15 protein-coding genes and 1 tRNA gene are annotated in these 15,450 nt (G+C 64.9%); 12 read left to right on the plus strand and 4 right to left on the minus strand.

All coding sequences use genetic code 11. The features are described 5' to 3' along the window. The first annotated feature begins 45 nt into the window (after positions 1-45). The 3 genes from C2138_RS00450 to C2138_RS00460 all read left to right on the plus strand — a co-directional run bounded on the left by C2138_RS00450 (position 46) and on the right by C2138_RS00460 (position 2,475). Positions 46-1,317 (plus strand): LCP family protein, encoded by a 1,272-nt coding sequence (locus tag C2138_RS00450; RefSeq protein WP_241961134.1) that lies wholly within the window; start codon positions 46-48, stop codon positions 1,315-1,317. Positions 1,318-1,558: 241 nt separating this feature from the next. Then, positions 1,559-1,651 (plus strand) — tRNA-Ser (locus C2138_RS00455). Between the two features lie 260 nt (positions 1,652-1,911). After that, positions 1,912-2,475, plus strand: a complete 564-nt coding sequence (locus tag C2138_RS00460) for a hypothetical protein (protein WP_108514645.1) — start codon at positions 1,912-1,914, stop codon at positions 2,473-2,475. 34 nt (positions 2,476-2,509) lie between these two features. Here C2138_RS00460 and C2138_RS00465 read toward each other — a convergent pair whose 3' ends face one another. Together C2138_RS00465 and C2138_RS00470 are read right to left on the minus strand one after the other, a co-directional pair. Beyond that, on the minus strand, positions 2,510-3,112 hold the full coding sequence (locus tag C2138_RS00465) for a DUF2238 domain-containing protein (RefSeq protein ID WP_108514647.1): 603 nt from the start codon (positions 3,110-3,112) through the stop codon (positions 2,510-2,512). A gap of 134 nt (positions 3,113-3,246) precedes the next feature. Then, positions 3,247-3,816 (minus strand): TetR/AcrR family transcriptional regulator, encoded by a 570-nt coding sequence (locus tag C2138_RS00470; protein WP_108514649.1) that lies wholly within the window; start codon positions 3,814-3,816, stop codon positions 3,247-3,249. Between the two features lie 117 nt (positions 3,817-3,933). On the opposite strand from C2138_RS00470, the gene C2138_RS00475 reads away from it, so the two are divergent. The 8 genes from C2138_RS00475 (at position 3,934) to C2138_RS00510 (ending at position 10,996) form a co-directional block, all read left to right on the plus strand. Further along, a complete protein-coding gene (locus tag C2138_RS00475) occupies positions 3,934-4,974 on the plus strand; it encodes a hypothetical protein (RefSeq protein WP_199286549.1) in 1,041 nt (346 codons plus the stop codon). A gap of 184 nt (positions 4,975-5,158) precedes the next feature. Beyond that, positions 5,159-6,133 carry an ABC transporter substrate-binding protein gene (locus C2138_RS00480; protein ID WP_108514651.1) on the plus strand — a complete coding sequence of 325 codons (975 nt, stop codon included), beginning with the start codon at positions 5,159-5,161 and terminating at the stop codon, positions 6,131-6,133. Positions 6,134-6,225: 92 nt separating this feature from the next. Then, positions 6,226-7,026, plus strand: a complete 801-nt coding sequence (locus C2138_RS00485) for an ABC transporter permease (protein ID WP_108514653.1) — start codon at positions 6,226-6,228, stop codon at positions 7,024-7,026. Continuing rightward, positions 7,023-7,847: an ABC transporter permease gene (locus tag C2138_RS00490; protein WP_108514655.1), complete on the plus strand. Its 825-nt coding sequence runs from the start codon at positions 7,023-7,025 to the stop codon at positions 7,845-7,847. The genes C2138_RS00485 and C2138_RS00490 overlap by 4 nt, the downstream gene beginning before the upstream one ends. Next, positions 7,840-8,640 (plus strand): ABC transporter ATP-binding protein, encoded by an 801-nt coding sequence (locus tag C2138_RS00495; protein ID WP_108514657.1) that lies wholly within the window; start codon positions 7,840-7,842, stop codon positions 8,638-8,640. The genes C2138_RS00490 and C2138_RS00495 overlap by 8 nt, the downstream gene beginning before the upstream one ends. A 58-nt stretch (positions 8,641-8,698) precedes the next feature. Continuing rightward, positions 8,699-9,580, plus strand: coding sequence for a PaaX family transcriptional regulator (locus C2138_RS00500; protein WP_108514659.1), 882 nt, complete (start codon positions 8,699-8,701; stop codon positions 9,578-9,580). A 56-nt stretch (positions 9,581-9,636) separates the two neighbouring features. Then, positions 9,637-10,095, plus strand: a complete 459-nt coding sequence (locus C2138_RS00505; protein ID WP_108514661.1) for an SRPBCC family protein — start codon at positions 9,637-9,639, stop codon at positions 10,093-10,095. Continuing rightward, positions 10,088-10,996, plus strand: coding sequence for an SDR family oxidoreductase (locus C2138_RS00510; RefSeq protein ID WP_108514663.1), 909 nt, complete (start codon positions 10,088-10,090; stop codon positions 10,994-10,996). Before C2138_RS00505 ends, C2138_RS00510 begins: the two co-directional genes overlap by 8 nt. Positions 10,997-11,051: 55 nt before the next feature. Here the strand turns inward: C2138_RS00510 and C2138_RS00515 are convergent, their stop codons facing one another. Next, on the minus strand, positions 11,052-11,513 hold the full coding sequence (locus tag C2138_RS00515; protein ID WP_108514665.1) for a CinA family protein: 462 nt from the start codon (positions 11,511-11,513) through the stop codon (positions 11,052-11,054). Between the two features lie 71 nt (positions 11,514-11,584). Between C2138_RS00515 and C2138_RS00520 the strand changes: the two genes are divergently transcribed. Beyond that, on the plus strand, positions 11,585-13,054 hold the full coding sequence (locus tag C2138_RS00520) for an alanine/glycine:cation symporter family protein (protein ID WP_108514667.1): 1,470 nt from the start codon (positions 11,585-11,587) through the stop codon (positions 13,052-13,054). A 38-nt stretch (positions 13,055-13,092) separates the two neighbouring features. Here the strand turns inward: C2138_RS00520 and C2138_RS00525 are convergent, their stop codons facing one another. Then, on the minus strand, positions 13,093-15,423 hold the full coding sequence (locus C2138_RS00525; protein WP_108514669.1) for a heavy metal translocating P-type ATPase: 2,331 nt from the start codon (positions 15,421-15,423) through the stop codon (positions 13,093-13,095). Positions 15,424-15,450 lie beyond the last annotated feature (27 nt).

Genomic DNA, 15,450 nt, shown 5'->3' on the forward strand with positions numbered 1-15,450 from the left:
GACAGTCCGCGTTTCGACGCATGACCTAGCGGAGGAACGCCACCAGTGAGCACAGCCAGAGAGCCCCGCACTGCACCCATTGCGCGCCATGGCCGGCTTCGCCGCTCAAGCGCCCTGATGGGGTTTCTCTCGCTCGTCGGCGCATCGCTCGCCGTGCTTCTCGTCAGCGGCGTCGCCGTCGCCGGAATCACCGTCACGCAGCTTGAGGGCAGCATCGAATCGGTCGCTCTCATCGGAGAAGAGGATGGCCCTCCGCCCGCACTCGGCGCCTATGAGGGCGGCTTCAACGTGCTCATCGTGGGTAGCGACCAGTGCGAGCAGGAGGGTGGATGCCGCGACCGGCAGGCGACTCTCAACGATGTGAACATCCTGGTTCATGTCTCGTCTGACCACACCAACGCCACGGCCGTGAGCTTTCCCCGTGACCTCGTCGTTCCCATCCCGGCATGCCCGCGCGAAGACGGCAAGGGCAACAACTCGGCAATGTCGGCACAGCCGCTCAACGTTGCGCTCTCGCACGGCGGTCTTGCCTGTGTCGCCCTCACTCTCGAGAAGCTCACAGGCCTCGACATCCCGTTCGCCACGATGATCACCTTCAACGGTGTCGTCAACATGTCAACGGCGGTCGGCGGCGTCACGGTGTGCACCACCGGCCCGATTTACGACCCCATGGCCAACGGGCTCAACCTGCCGAGCGCTGGCGAGCACACGATCGAGGGTGTTCAGGCCCTCGGGTTCCTGCGCACCCGCTATGGCGTCGGCGATGGCAGCGATCTCGGACGCATCAGCTCCCAGCAGGTGTTCATGTCGGCCCTCATGCGCAAAGTCACGTCGGAGGGCGTGCTCGACGACCCGGCCACCCTGTACCGCATCGCCACCGCCGCGACGAAGTCGATGACCCTCTCCAACAGCATGAAGAACGTGCCAACGCTGGTGTCGATGGCACAGGTGTTCAAGAACATGGACCTGTCTCGCATCCAGTTCGTGCAGTACCCGAGCACCACGGGGGTCGGCGGAGTCTATGCGGGCAAGGTCGCGCCGATCGAGCGCACCGCAAAGGCTCTGATGGAGAAGATCAAGGCAGACGAGCCGTTCTCTGTCGAGAGCACTGGCCGCGGTTCGACCTCGAACGACCCGGCTCCCACCGAGACGCCCGCGCCCACGGAAACGGCTCCGGCCGCTCCGGCCACGCCTCCCGCCGACGGTGCGACGGATGCGGCAACGCCGGACCCGGCCGCGCCCGCTGAGCCCGAGGTCATCAAGGGGCTGCTGGGCCAGTCTGCGGCGCAGAACACCTGCGCCAAGGCGAACAACTAGCTCGCTGCGCGCGGGCTGGCCGGGCCGGGCGCTGGTCCGAGCCGCTCGCTGCGCGCTCGCCGCGGGCTCGCTGCGGGCTCAAGATCCCGCCGAGGGGTCCCACTTTCGCCTTGGTGAGCATCCGGAACACGCATTCGGGCCACCTCGCGGGGATGCCGGGTGCGGGATGCCGGATGCCGGGTGCAGTCAACGCGGTCGAATTAGACGCCCTCGAATTTGCCGCTATGATTGACGAGTTACTGGAGACGTCGCATAGTCCGGCCTAGTGCACCACCCTGCTAAGGTGGAGTTCCCTTTATGGGAACCGAGAGTTCAAATCTCTCCGTCTCCGCCAGAATTCAACCCCCTGCATCCCCGTCAACACGGGGGAGCAGGGGGTTTTTCGTTGTCTGAAGTGGCCATGTGCCCACAAGTCGCAAGCCGAGAAGCAGCGCCATGGTGACAAATACTCGACGGACCGCTAGCGTGACGGTGCGGGGAACCCGCGCACGGAGCTACTGGTGGCGACGTCCCCGGCGGTTCGTTGGATTTCGAACCCGGCAGGGAGTCTGTGGCCGCACGAAATACCCAGCTCGACCAAGCGAAGGAGCCGCAATGCCTCCCACCCTCACCTGGAAGCAACTCCTGTGGACAGGGATAGTCCTCACGGTCGTCGGCTTGGTCGCCCGCCTCTACCTCGTACCGCTGGCGTTCGCTCTTTGGGGGGACGCCGGGCTGAATAACCCGGCGCTGCACTGGACGCAGGCCGTGCTGGGCCACGTCGCTTTCCAGATTGGGCTTGCGCTGATCGCCTTCTTGCTTGTGATTCGGGCACTCGAACGCAGTGGCTTGCCCGACGGCGCGCCAACAAACGGCGCCGTGGACAAAGGCGCCGTTTCGTCCGCCGCACCTGCACCCGCACCGCGGACTCTGGTGAGGGTGTTCTGGATCGGTGTAGTCCTTGTCGTTCTTGGTCTGATCCTGCAGGAATCGCTAGTGCAATGGGAGTTCGACTTATTGGGGGCTGTGGATGTCGCGGGCGGCATCGCCCGCGACATTCTCTGGCTCGTTGGGGCGCCACTCGAGGCGGTCGCCATGCCGCTGGGGGTCCTTCTGACTACCGGCGCCGTTGCGGCTCGCACGCTTGAGTCCGCCTTCATCCGGCCTCGTGTTTCATAGCCGACGAGCTCGACACCGAAGCCGGCGTCGGCGACTAGACCACCGTTGGCCGCCGGTTCTCGCTCGGCACGGCATCCGCACGCAGAAGGGGCACGGAAGCGAGCAGTAGCGCGGCGACGAATGAGCCGACGCCGCCAGCGACCATATCGCCAATGGTGTCTTGGTAGGCGACATAAATCGTTTCGCTGATGAACGCCCAGCCGAACCATTCGAACACCTCCCACATCGCGGAGAGGGCGAGCCCCATCGTCGTGGTGAGCACGACCGTGGCGATTCCGCTGCGGTCGGGCTCCCCGACGATGTCGTAGCGGGCAAACAGGAGGTAGAGCAGAACCGCAGTGAGGCCCGTGAGCACAAAGTGCACGACGAGATCCCACCCCGGAACCGTCGTGTAGAGGTCGAGCACATTGCTCCAGACCGATATCAACACGGTGATGCCGAAGACCACGTCGAACCACGCCTTGACGCCAAGAAGTCTAGGGAGAACGAGTCCGGGCAGGGCGAGGGCGAGAATTCCGCCATCGGCGAGGCTCCAGCTGGTTATTCCGATGACAACGCAGACGAGCCCGGCAACCCGGAGCAGGTCACCGCACCACTCGCCGATGGTGCGTGGGGGTCGCAGAAAGTTGAGCTTCACGGTGTGGCGCCTGATCTGGTCATGGTGACTCCTCTGCGTCTCGCTTCGCAACGCTAGGAGCGTCGGCGCACTTTCTGTAGGCGCATGGGGGATCGGGCCAGCGGTCGCGGCGACGCGGGTCGGCTCAGCCCAGCTCAGGAAGGGTCGGCCGTTGGCCGCATCCCGGTCACGAAAATGTCGACGAGCTGCGAGGTGAGCGACGGGGCTGCCTCGTGGATTGCCGGGAGCTGCGGGCGGGTGATCATGCCGATGCCCACGATGAGTTCGAGTGCGCCGAAATTGGTGCGCACGAGTCCTGCCGATTGTGCTGCGGCAAGAACCTCCTCGACGCCCGACAGGGTTTGGGCCTGAGCGTCCCGCACGGAGGCTGACATCCCTGCCGCTACAAATCCCGAGAGTGCCGCCGTGAGGGCCCCCAGATCGAGTTCAACCAAACGGTCGATGTAGTCGCGCCAGGCGGATTCCGCTTGGGATCCGACCGTGATGAGGGCTTCGGAAGATGCCTCACGCATGTCGGAGAGGATTGCCAGCGCCACTTCGTCGGCCAGGGCGGCGCGCGAATCGAAGTTGCGGTAGAGGGTGGCGATGCCCACGCCGCTCGCTTCGGCAATCGTTTCGAGCGCGATCATGGCCCCGTGCTCTGCGAACAGCCGTCTGGCCTCTCTCACGATTGCTTGGCGTCGTAGTGCTGCGTCAGCGCGCATGTGGCCTGCCCTTCTCCGCCGTGATGTCCTCCCAGCGTAAGCGCAGGGTCGTGGGCAATAATAAGTGGAGGAAAATCATCCGCTTACAATCCACCTCCATCGAACGGGCATGAACGCATGGCATTAACCGGCGCAGCAGAGAACGCCACCGCATCTGAAACCGATCCCGCGAACGCCAACGCGAACGCTGCTCAGCCGCGCAAGGCGAAGGCCCTGCCGCCGCTGGCGAAGCTTGTGGGAATGATCGCCGGACTCGGCGTCATCCTGTTCGCCATGCTGATGCTCTTCATCATGCCGTCGCTCAAGAGCGGCCCGCACGACCTTCCCGTTGGCGTCACGGGTGATTCGGCCGCGGTCGAAACCTTCGAGCAGGCGCTCGAGAATGCTGCCCCTGGTGCGTACGAGGTCCAGACCCTCGACTCCGAGGCTGAGTTGACCGAGGCGATCCGCGACCGCGAGGTTGTCGGCGGCTTCGCGGTGACAGAAGCAGGCGTCAGTGCCTATACCGCCAGCGCAGGTTCCGCGGTGATCTCTTCGACCATCGCGGGCACGGCGAAGGCTATCGGCGGCGATGTGCCCGTCACCGATGTTGTGCCACTTCCGGCCGAAGACCCGACCGGTATTGGCATCGGAGGGCTCGCCTTCCCCCTCGTCTTCGGCGGAATCGTGCCTGCTGTGGCGTTTCGCAAGGTGTTTCCCCGCAGCCTCGGCTGGACAGTAGCGGGCATCGCGAGCTTTGCCGCGATCGGGGGCATCGCCGTGGCCGCCGTGCTGATGTTCTCATTTGGCAGCATCACCGCGGGGTTCTGGGCCGTGGCTGGCTCGATGGCATTAGGAATCGCCGCACTGGGGTTGCCGCTCGCGGGGCTCCAAGAAGCCTTCGGGGGCAAGGGCTTCACAATCGGGGCTATGGCCATGATGTTCCTGGGTAACCCGCTCGCGGGAATCTCGACAACAGCGGCCTGGCTCCCCGCCGGTCTTGGAATCATCGGTCAGATTCTGCCCCCTGGTGCCACGGGAACGCTCGTGCGCTCGGCGGCCTACTTCGGTGGTTCGGGTGGCCTGGTAGCTGCTCTTACTCTCGTGGCCTGGATCGTCGGCGGGGCCGTGTTGCTCGCCCTGGGCAAGCGTCGCGCGCGCCGGGTGGCCGCCGAATAACGGGTCAGATGCGGTCATATTCACCTGAATCATGACGAGCGTCACAAAAACCTTGACATTAACTCCGGCGTGACTGACTATTGCTGAGTCGACACACAGCAGTGCAGACAGGCTTACCCGCCGCAGCGCACCATCCGCTGCACTGCCTCGTTGACATCCGTCCAACAGTCACGAGAGGCATTCAATGAAGAAGAGTCTTGCCGCGGTCGCATTCGCGGCCGTCACCGTCCTTGCCCTAAGCGGATGCACCGACACGGGTGCCGACACCGCCACCGAGCCCAGCGGCTCTGGCGAACTCACCAAGATTCGCGTCGCGTCCCTGCCGATCGCCGAGACCGGCGCTCTGTGGGCCGCGATCGACGAGGGGATCTTTGAGGATCACGGCCTGGACGTCGAGGTCGTTCCCGCCCAGGGTGGCGCTCAGGCCATTCCCGCCCTGCTCAGCGGCGACATCCAGTTCGCGGTTGGGCAGCCGTTCGGCCCGTTCCGCGCCGACCTGCAGGACCTCGGGGTTGTCGTGGTCAGCAACTATGCAAGCTCGCTGCCCGAGGGCAAAGACGTCAACGCCGTTGTCGCCCTTGCCGACTCCGGCATCACCCGCCCCTCCGACCTTGAGGGCAAGACTGTCTCGGTCAACAGCCTCGGCGCCGCCGGTGACCTGACCATCATGAAGGCCGTCCAGGATGATGGTGGAGACCCCGCGACCATCGAGTTCGTCGAAGTCGGCTTCCCCGAGGCCCAGGCGCAGCTCGACGCGGGCAACATCGACGCAGCCTGGGTGCCCGACCCGTTCATGTCCAAGATCGTTGCGGAGGGTGGCGCGCTCGTCGTTCACCCCTACCAGGTCACGATTCCCGGCCTGCCCTTGCTCGTGAACATCGCCACGCAGAAGCTCATGGATTCTGACCCCGAGCTCGTGGAGGCATACTCCGCGGCCATGGCCGAGGCTTTGGACTGGGCGGATGCCAACCAGGAGGCCGTTCGGGCCGCGATCGTCACCAACATGGAGATTCCCGAAGCCGCAGCCGCCGGAATCACCCTTCCCAAGTTCACGGCAGAGCTCGATGTTGATGCGCTTGAGCAGCTTGCAGCCCTGGGCGTTGAGTTCGGTGTCATCGAGTCGGAGCCCGACCTCGATCGCCTGATCAAGCAGCAGTAGCCGGATGCGGGGCGTCTCGGTCAGCGAGGCGCCCCGCACACCCGCTGTCATCAGAACGATCAAGCACCTCTCTTTTCGATTGGGAAGGCATCATGGCTCGCTCCTCAGCGCAGACGGCTCATGCAGTGCGCAAGTTCGCACTCGGGGCCGCCGGGATCGCTGGATTTCTGCTCACCTGGCAGCTCATCCCCACGCTCGGCATCATTAGCCCCGAGTTTCTGCCCTACGCCACCGAGACTCTTGCCCGGTTCGCGCTAGAACTGCGCGATCTCGAGTTCTGGCGCAACGTGGGCTACACCATGACGGCCTGGTTTCTCGGCCTTCTCGTGGCCACGGTCGCGGCCATGGTGCTGGGGGCTGGCATCGGTATGGTGCCGTTTCTGCGCCGCGCCACCCACACGACCGTGGAGTTTCTGCGCCCCATTCCTTCGGTAGCGCTCATTCCGCTTGCCGTGCTCATTTACGGCATCCAGCTTCAGGCAGCGCTCGTCATTGTGATCTTCGCGAGCTTCTGGCAGGTGTTCGTTCAGGTTCTTTACGGCGTTGCGGATGTCGACACTGTCGCCCGCGACACCGCCCGCAGCTTTGCTTTGACCCGTGCAGAGCGTGTGCGCTTTCTCGTATTCCCCACGATGCTGCCCTACCTGATCACGGGCCTGAGGCTCGCCGCGTCGGTGGCGCTCATCCTCTCGGTCACGGCCGAAATGGTCATCGGCAACCCGGGGCTCGGCAAGGTGCTGGTCAAGTACCAGAACGCCGGCGACTGGGTGGGGGTCTACACGATCGTCATCGTTACGGGGTTGCTCGGCCTTGTGGTCAACCTCATCTTTCGCGCGGTCGAGCGCAAGTCGCTCGCCTGGCACCAGTCGATTCGAGCGGAGGAGGTCCTGTGACCCTCTACACGAGCACCGTCGTCGTTCCCCGCACGAAGTCTCGGGCGTGGAAGCGCGTGGGAGAGAGCATGCTGTTCGCTCTCGGGCTGCCGTTTCTTCTGCTCGTGATCTGGGGGATCTCTTCGTCTATCGCGCCAGCCCAGTTCTTTCCCAGTCCCCTCAGAATCGCGCAGGCGTTCGTCAACACCTGGGTGGGGCCAGCCTTTGTGACGGATGTTCTCCCGAGCCTCGCCCGGCTGGGTCTCGGAATCGTTCTCTCCGTACTTGTGGGCATTGTCGCGGGCACCGTGATCGGTCTCGTTCGCTGGTTGCGGGAACTCCTGGAGCCGCTGCTGGAATTCTTCCGCGCGATCCCGCCGCCTGTTCTCATCCCCGTCTTCACGCTGCTCATGGGTCTCACCGATTCGATGAAGATCTTCGTGATCGTTTTCGGTGCTGTGTGGCCTGTGCTGCTCAACACGATCGAGGGGGTTCGCTCGACGGACAGCGTGATGAAGGAGACGGCACAGTCGTTCTCCCTCACCCGGGCGGAACGCCTACGGTTCCTGGTGCTCCCGGCGGCTAGCCCGCGCATCATGGCGGGCGTTCGCCAGACGTTCTCGGTGGCCCTCATTCTCATGGTGATCTCGGAGATGTTCGTCTCCTCGTCGGGCCTCGGCTACAAGATCACCTATTTTCAACGCAACTATCTGATCGCAGAAATGTGGAGCGGCATCGTGCTGCTCGGACTCATCGGCGTCTTTCTCGCCCTCATCTTTAGCGTCATCGAGAAGCGGGTACTGCGCTGGTACCACGGAATCAAGGAGGTCGAACGTGCCTGAGACACTGCTCAAGGTCGAGCACCTAAACAAGGTCTACGAGTCGTCGACGGGCAACGTCGAGGCAATCGGTGACATCAGCTTCACTATGCAGCGGGGAGAACTCGTCTGCATCGTTGGGCCGTCAGGCTGCGGCAAGACGACGTTGCTCAAGTGCATCGCTGGACTGCTGCGTCCGAGCGCCGGAATAGTCGAGCTGGACGGCAAGATCGTCTCTGGCCCACCCGCCAACATGGCGCTGGTGTTTCAGGAGTATGGCCGCAGCCTCTACCCGTGGCTCACCGTGCGGGGCAATGTCGAACTGCCCCTCCGCCACAAGAAGCTGTCGCGGGCGGAGAAGGATGCCCTCATTGATGATGCTCTGCTGGCGGTCGGTCTCGATCATGCCGGCGGCAGCTTTCCCTGGCAGCTCTCGGGCGGAATGCAGCAGCGCGTGGCGATCGCCCGCGCCGTGGCCTACCAGCCCGAGGTTCTCATCATGGATGAGCCTTTCGCCGCGGTCGACGCCCAGACGCGCGCCGACCTCGAGGATCTTGTGCGCAGCCTGCACCGGGAACGCGGAATGTCGATTCTCTTCGTGACGCACGACATCGATGAGTCCGTGTATCTTGGCGAACGCGTGGTCGTGCTCTCGAAGTCACCGACCTGGGTGCAAGAGGACCTCGCCATCGATCTTCCGGCCGAACGAGACCAGATCACCACGAGGGCTATGCCTCGATTCACCGAGCTGCGCACCTACGTTTATGAACAGATTCAGCGTGCGAAGCGAGGGCAAGCCGTTCGGCCTACCTCCTGACCACGTGACCAGCGCGCTGCTGCAGCGCACACAGCTCTGAGGGGTGAGGGGGATCGGGATGCGAAGCCGACAGCCAAAACGGCTCATCCTGGCTTTTTTTGGCGAGTACGTTTTTGAGCAGAACGTTGAGCCCGTGCGGGCGAGCGTGCTCATCGACGTGCTCGACGGCGCCGGGATAGCAGCCTCGGCGACGCGGGCGACGCTCGACCGGCTGGTCGCCCACGGCATCTTGGCGCGTGAGCGCAAGGGGCGCGAGATTATGTTCTCCCTGACGGATGCGGGCTCGGCCGTGTTGCGCGAGGCCGGCGATCGGGTGCGTGGCCAGCACAGCTTCACGCCTCAGGGCGACGGCTGGACCATGGTCACCTTCACGATTCCAGAAGATCAGCGCACCCTTCGCCATCGCCTTCGATCCACACTCACCTGGGAGAGGTTTGCGCCGTTGCGCGACGGTCTCTGGCTGGCGCCGGGAGACGTTGACCTCGATGCCGTGCTCGAACCGTTGCGCGCGGACTTGCCCACTGGCGCCCTGACCGCCTTCCGCGCGCGCGAGCTGCCCGGCTATTCGATGGATGCGAGCGTCGCGGCAGCGTGGGATCTCGACCGGATTCGGGGCGAGCACGAGGCATTCATTGAGGCGTGGAGTGACCTCTCCACGATGGAGGCGGCGGGCAGTGCTCTCTCGGCCCGCACGATGCTCGTTGCCGACTGGCTGGGGCTGCTCAGGGTCGACCCTCGATTGCCTCCCGAGTTCTTGGGTGCGGATTGGCCGTCTCCTCTCTCCGCCGAGCTGTATTGGTCGTGGCGCGCGCAATTGGCCGACGACGCGTTGGCCGAGTTCGCCCGCCGCGTTCCTGCCGCGCCCGCGCCCGTGCCGCCCGCGGCATACAAGCGCCCTCGTGTCATTTCAACCCCTGGATCGAGCCGGGCTTTGGGGTGACGATGGCGGGACTGTCAACCACTCCCGCCCTCGGGCGTTGGAGAGAGAGGACCGCCATGCAGACCATTACCGAGTCAATTGATGTCGATGTGCCCGTAGCGACGGCGTACAACCAGTGGACCCAGTTCGAGGATTTCCCCGAGTTTCTGAGCTTCGTCGACTCCATTACGCAGCTCGACGACGTGCAGCTTCATTGGCGGGTGAACATCGACGGCGTTGTGCGGGAGTTCGACGCGAGAATCACGGAGCAGCACCCCGACAAGCGCGTCGCCTGGAACAGCATCAGTGGCGATGCCAACCACGCCGGGGTTGTGACGTTTCACAAGCTCACCGACACGTCGTGCCGGGTAACCGTGCAGCTCGACTGGCAGCCGGAGGGCTTCGTGGAGAAGGTGGGCGCAGCCCTCGGCGTGGATGACCGGTCAGTGAAGAAGGACCTCAAGAAGTTCAAGGAATTTATCGAGTCGCGCTCGGTAGAAACGGGGGCGTGGCGCGGGGAGGTAGACAATGGCTGAGGCCACACGGGCCGGAGCCGAAAATGAAGCTCAAGACCCCCGGGAGAAGCACCATTCGGGTGAGTACCCAGTGCAGTCGCAGGAGCAGCCGGGTCTCACCCGGGAGACAAGCCCTACCCCCGACCACGGGGAGGACTCATATCGGGGCAGCGGCAGGCTCACGGGCCGACGGGCGCTGATCACCGGCGGCGATTCCGGCATCGGCCGGGCGGTAGCCATCGCGTATGCCCGTGAGGGGGCAGATGTTGCCATCGTCCACCTGCCGGAGGAGGCGGAGGACGCCGCGGCAACCGTGGAGCTTATCGAGCGCGCTGGCAGGCGCGGCGTCGCCTTTGCCGGAGACGTGCGGGATGAAGAGTTCGCCGGCCACATCGTTGCCGACACCGTGACCGAACTGGGCGGGCTCGACATCCTGGTTCTCAACGCCGCATATCAGAAGAACCGGGAAGGCCTTGAGGAGCTCGAAACCGAGGAGCTCGACCGGGTCTTTCGCACGAATCTGTATGGTTTGGTCTACACGGCCAGGGCGGCCATCCCCTACCTCGGGGCCGGCGCTTCGATCATCGTCACGTCGTCGATTCAAGCGTTCAACCCGTCGCCTGAGCTCATCGATTACGCCATGACCAAGGCCGCGCAGGTTGCATTCGTTAAGGCGCTCGCCGAGCAGCTCGGGCCGGAGGGTGTGCGCGTCAATGCCGTAGCGCCGGGTCCGATCTGGACCCCGTTGATCCCCGCCACGGATTTCGACGAGGAGAAGCTCACCGCCTTTGGCGCCGATACGCCGCTGGGTCGTGCCGGTCAGCCCGCCGAGCTCGCGGGGGCTTATGTCTATCTTGCAAGCGACGAGGCATCGTATGTCTCTGGCGCGGTCGTGCCCGTAACCGGTGGCAAGCCGCTGTAAGGCAAGCGCTGTGACCAGCAGCCGCCCGTCCGGCATCAGCCGGGCGGGCGGGCCGTTAGCTGAGCATCGCCGCGAGAATGCGCAGAGCTTCGGCCACGGTTTGATCGAGAATCTCGTCGGGGTTGCCATCGAACTCGCACAGGGTACTCCCGGCCCCTGCGGATGTTGCCCAGCCCACATATACGGTTCCGGGCCGGTGGCCGTCTTGCTCGTCGGGGCCCCCGACGCCCGTGGTTGAGATAGCGACGTCGGCCTCTAGCAGTTCACGCACCCCGGTTGCGAGGATTTCTGCGCACTCGGCCGAACACGGGTCAACCCCGGGTGGCAGCCCAAAAAGCTTCTGCTTGGTGCTCACGTGATAGGCCACGACGGCACCCGCGAACCACTCCGACGCCTCTCGCCCCGCCCCCACCTGCGTTGCCAGGCGGCCGCTCGTCAGCGACTCGGCGATGGCAATGCTCACGCCGGATTCCGCGGCACCGGCCGCAATGAGTTCGACATCACTTGACGTTGTCATGGTTGCTCCTGCCTGTCTCGCCGGTGACGATACACCTCGACGCGCGCCGAGGTCAGACGCATACTGGGCGAATGGATGCCCTCAACGATTTCATTCTCGTAGCCAGTGATGGGCTCTGGACGTGGGCGGTGCTCCCCGTCCTCGGGGTGCTCGGCATCTACTTCACGGTGCGGTCGGGCGTCGTGCAGTTCCGCATGATCCCCGAGATGTTTCGCACCCTCACCAACCGCACGCCGCTGGGCGCCGACGGCAAACCACAGTCGGTTTCGGCGTTTCAGGCGTTCACCATCTCCGCGGCATCCCGGGTAGGCGTTGGCAACATCGCCGGGGTCGGCACCGCGATCGCGATCGGCGGTCCCGGTGCCGTGTTCTGGATGTGGACCATGGCGTTTGTCGGCGGGGCATCGAGCTTTGTTGAATCGACTCTGGGCCAGCTCTATAAGGTGAAAGACCCCAGCGGGTTTCGCGGCGGGCCCGCGTATTACATGCAGCACGGGCTGAAGGCCAAGTGGATGGGCACGCTGTTCGCGGGCATCCTGATCGTCTGTTTTCCCTTCGCTTTCAGTTCGCTGCAGGCCAACACCATCAGCGCGACGGTGTCATCGAGCTTTGGCGGCGAGGTCGGCTGGATTCCGTGGGTTGTGGGCATTTCGCTCTCGGTGCTCACGGGCCTCGTCGTGTTCGGCGGTCTTCGGCGCATCGCGAGCGTGACTCAGGCGGTGGTGCCGGCGATGGCGCTGCTCTATCTGTTGCTGGGGCTCGTAATCGTGGGCCTGAATATTGAGCAGCTGCCAGCAGTTTTCGCCTCAATTTTCACTGCGGCATTCGGATTCAATGAGGTCGTGGGGGCCACCCTCGGCCTGATCATCATGACCGGGGTGAAGCGTGGCATGTTCTCCAATGAGGCCGGGCTAGGTTCAGCGCCGAATGCCGGTGCGAGCGCTGCCGTGACTCATCCCGTGAAGCAGGGACTGGTGCAAACGCTCGGCGTCTATTTCGACACGTTCCTGGTGTGTTCCATCACGGCATTCATCATCCTGGTGTCGACCCCCGATCTGGCAACCGCGACGAGGGGGATCGGGCTCACCCAGCAGGCCATTGTCGGCAATCTAGGCGAGTGGTCCAATGTGGTGCTCAGCGTGATCATCTTCTTGTTGGCCTTTAGCTCGATCCTCGGCAACTACTACTACGGCGAATCGAACATCGAGTTCCTGTCAACCGCCCGGGGGGTGCTGCCCATCTACCGGGGGCTCGTCGTGGCGGTCGTCTTCGTGGGGGCGATCTCGTCTGCCGACATCATTTGGAACACGGCCGACGGCATCATGGGCATCATGGCGCTCGTCAACCTCGTGGCGATCGCGCTGCTCTCGGGCGTCGCATTCAAGCTGCTTAAGGATTACTCCGCTCAGCGAAGGGAGGGCAGGGAGCCCGTGTTCACCAGGGACCGGCTGCCCGAGCTGACGGGCGTGCAGTGCTGGGCCGATGAACTCAGCGTGACGGGGCCGCTGCCGGTTGTGGATGCCGACCGCACCAAGCTGTGACCAGGGTGATTGGCGGGGTCCGCGAAAACGCTGCCGGTCTAGCGCCGAGGCGTGAACCCGCGTAGCCGAAGGCTATTGGTCAGCACGAACACGCTCGAGAACGCCATCGCAGCACCCGCGATCATGGGGTTGAGCATGCCAAGGGCGGCAAGCGGAATCGCGGCGACGTTGTAGGCGAAGGCCCAAAACAGGTTGCCCTTAATGGTGCCCAGGGTTTTGCGCGACAGCCGGATGGCATCCGCAGCCGACCGCAGGTCGCCCTGAACGAGGGTGAGGTCGCTGGCCTCGATGGCGATATCTGTGCCGGTGCCCATGGCGAGCCCCAGGTCGGCCTGGGCGAGCGCCGGTGCGTCGTTGATGCCGTCGCCGACCATCGCCACGACGTGACCCTCCGACTGCAGGCGGGAGACCACATCGACCTTCTCCTGGGGCAGAACCCCGGCAATGACCTGGTCGATGCCGACCTCATCGGCGACCCGACGGGCGACGGTCTCATTGTCGCCCGTGAGCAGAAGGGGGGTCAGGCCGAGCGCCTTCAGGTCGGCGATCGCGGCGGCGCTCGTGGGCTTGACGGTGTCGGAGACCGCGAGAAGTGCCCGAACGCTGCCGTCCCAGCCGACCGCAACTACCGTGCGGCCATCGCCCACGGCTGAGTCGAATGCCGCGACCAGGTCGTCGGGCATGGCGAGGCCGCGGTCCGTGAGCATTGTGGGGCGGCCGATCACGGTTTCGACACCGTCGATTGTGCCGCGCACGCCGTGACCAGCGAGGTTCTCGAAGTCGGTTGTGGCGGACAGGGCTGCGCTCGCCGCCTCGATGCTCGCGGCCTCGATGCTCGCGGCCTCGACGATCGCGGCCTCGACGATCGCCCGGGCGATGGGATGCTCTGACGAGCTTTCGAGGGCGGCGGCGCGGCGCAGAGCCTCAGCCCGGTCGACGCCGTGGCCCGTGATGATGTCGGCCAGCGACATCCGCCCGGTGGTCACCGTGCCGGTTTTGTCGAGCACGACCGTGTCGACGCGGCGGGTGGATTCGAGCACCTCAGGGCCGCGGATGATGATGCCGAGCTGGGCGCCGCGCCCGGTCCCCACGAGGAGGGCGGTGGGCGTGGCAAGGCCGAGCGCACACGGGCAGGCGATGATGAGCACGGCGACGGCCGCGCTGAACGCGATCTCGGGGGAGTCGCCCCACGCGAGCCAGGCGCCGAGCGTGGCGATCGCGATGACAATGACGATGGGAACGAAGAATCCGCTTACCCGGTCGGCCAGGCGCTGAACCTCGGCTTTGCCGTTCTGGGCCGCTTCCACGAGGGTGGCCATGCGAGAGAGTTGGGTGTCGCTGCCAACGCTCGTGGCTCGCGCGACGAGTCGCCCGCTGATGTTGGTCGTTGCGCCGACGACGCTGTCGCCCGCCGTCACATCGACGGGCACCGACTCGCCCGTGAGCATGCTGCGGTCGACGGATGATGAGCCGCTGAGCACAACGCCGTCGGTTGCAATTTTCTCGCCGGGGCGAACGACGAACTCGTCGCCGACTGCGAGGCTGGCCGCTGGCATCCGCTGTTCGACTCCGTTACGCAGAACGGTGACGTCTTTGGCTCCCAGGTCGAGGAGCGCGCGCAGTGCCGCCCCCGCCTGACGCTTCGATCGTTTCTCGGCGTAGCGCCCCGCGAGCACGAACACCGTGACGGCCGCAGCGACCTCGAGGTAGATGTCGCCGCCGCCCGAGCCGGGGGTGAGGCTGAACTCGAAGCCGTGGGTCATGCCCGGCATGCCGGCATGGCCGAAGAAGAGCGCGTAGAGCGACCAGAGGAATGCGGCACCTGTCCCCACCGTGATGAGGGTGTCCATCGTGGTGGAGCCGTGGCGCAGATTTGTCCAGGTCGCCTTGTGGAACGGCAGGCCGCCCCACACCACCACGGGTGCGGCAAGCGTGAGCGACAGCCACTGCCAATAGGTGAACTGCCACGCTGGCACCATGGCTAGGACGACGACCGGCAGTGTGAGGATTGCGCTCACGATGAGTCGGGTGCGCAGGGCAGAGAGCTCCGCATCCTGTGCCGTCTGGCCCTGGCGTGCTTCGTTGGGCTCTCGAGTCTCGGGCGCGGGCGGCAGTTCGGCGGTGTAGCCTGCCTTCTCGACCTCGGCGATGAGCTGTGCGGGGCCGATCGTGGGGGCGAACCGAACGTGGGCCTTCTCTGTTGCGTAGTTGACGGATGCCTCGACCCCGTCGAGCTTGTTGAGTCGCTTCTCGATGCGGGCGGCGCACGAGGCGCACGTCATTCCGCCGATGGCGAGGTCGAGCGCCTCGAGCTGAGCGGTTTCGTAGGCGCTCTCATCAACCGCTGTGGTGGTCGAGGGGTCAGTCATGGCGGGGCGGGATCCTTGTGGGTTGGC

The sequence above is a fragment of the Salinibacterium hongtaonis genome, from assembly GCF_003065485.1.
Classification (GTDB): Bacteria; Actinomycetota; Actinomycetes; order Actinomycetales; family Microbacteriaceae; genus Homoserinimonas; species Homoserinimonas hongtaonis.

What these genes read in the sequence shown, in the direction of transcription:
- C2138_RS00515 (WP_108514665.1), bottom strand. Translation starts at nt 11,513, where the DNA reads ATGACAACGTCAAGTGATGTCGAACTCATTGCGGCCGGTGCCGCGGAA.
- C2138_RS00460 (WP_108514645.1), top strand. Translation starts at nt 1,912, where the DNA reads ATGCCTCCCACCCTCACCTGGAAGCAACTCCTGTGGACAGGGATAGTC.
- C2138_RS00470 (WP_108514649.1), bottom strand. Translation starts at nt 3,816, where the DNA reads ATGCGCGCTGACGCAGCACTACGACGCCAAGCAATCGTGAGAGAGGCC.
- C2138_RS00520 (WP_108514667.1), top strand. Translation starts at nt 11,585, where the DNA reads ATGGATGCCCTCAACGATTTCATTCTCGTAGCCAGTGATGGGCTCTGG.
- C2138_RS00510 (WP_108514663.1), top strand. Translation starts at nt 10,088, where the DNA reads ATGGCTGAGGCCACACGGGCCGGAGCCGAAAATGAAGCTCAAGACCCC.
- C2138_RS00505 (WP_108514661.1), top strand. Translation starts at nt 9,637, where the DNA reads ATGCAGACCATTACCGAGTCAATTGATGTCGATGTGCCCGTAGCGACG.
- C2138_RS00480 (WP_108514651.1), top strand. Translation starts at nt 5,159, where the DNA reads ATGAAGAAGAGTCTTGCCGCGGTCGCATTCGCGGCCGTCACCGTCCTT.
- C2138_RS00525 (WP_108514669.1), bottom strand. Translation starts at nt 15,423, where the DNA reads ATGACTGACCCCTCGACCACCACAGCGGTTGATGAGAGCGCCTACGAA.
- C2138_RS00475 (WP_199286549.1), top strand. Translation starts at nt 3,934, where the DNA reads ATGGCATTAACCGGCGCAGCAGAGAACGCCACCGCATCTGAAACCGAT.
- C2138_RS00500 (WP_108514659.1), top strand. Translation starts at nt 8,699, where the DNA reads ATGCGAAGCCGACAGCCAAAACGGCTCATCCTGGCTTTTTTTGGCGAG.
- C2138_RS00485 (WP_108514653.1), top strand. Translation starts at nt 6,226, where the DNA reads ATGGCTCGCTCCTCAGCGCAGACGGCTCATGCAGTGCGCAAGTTCGCA.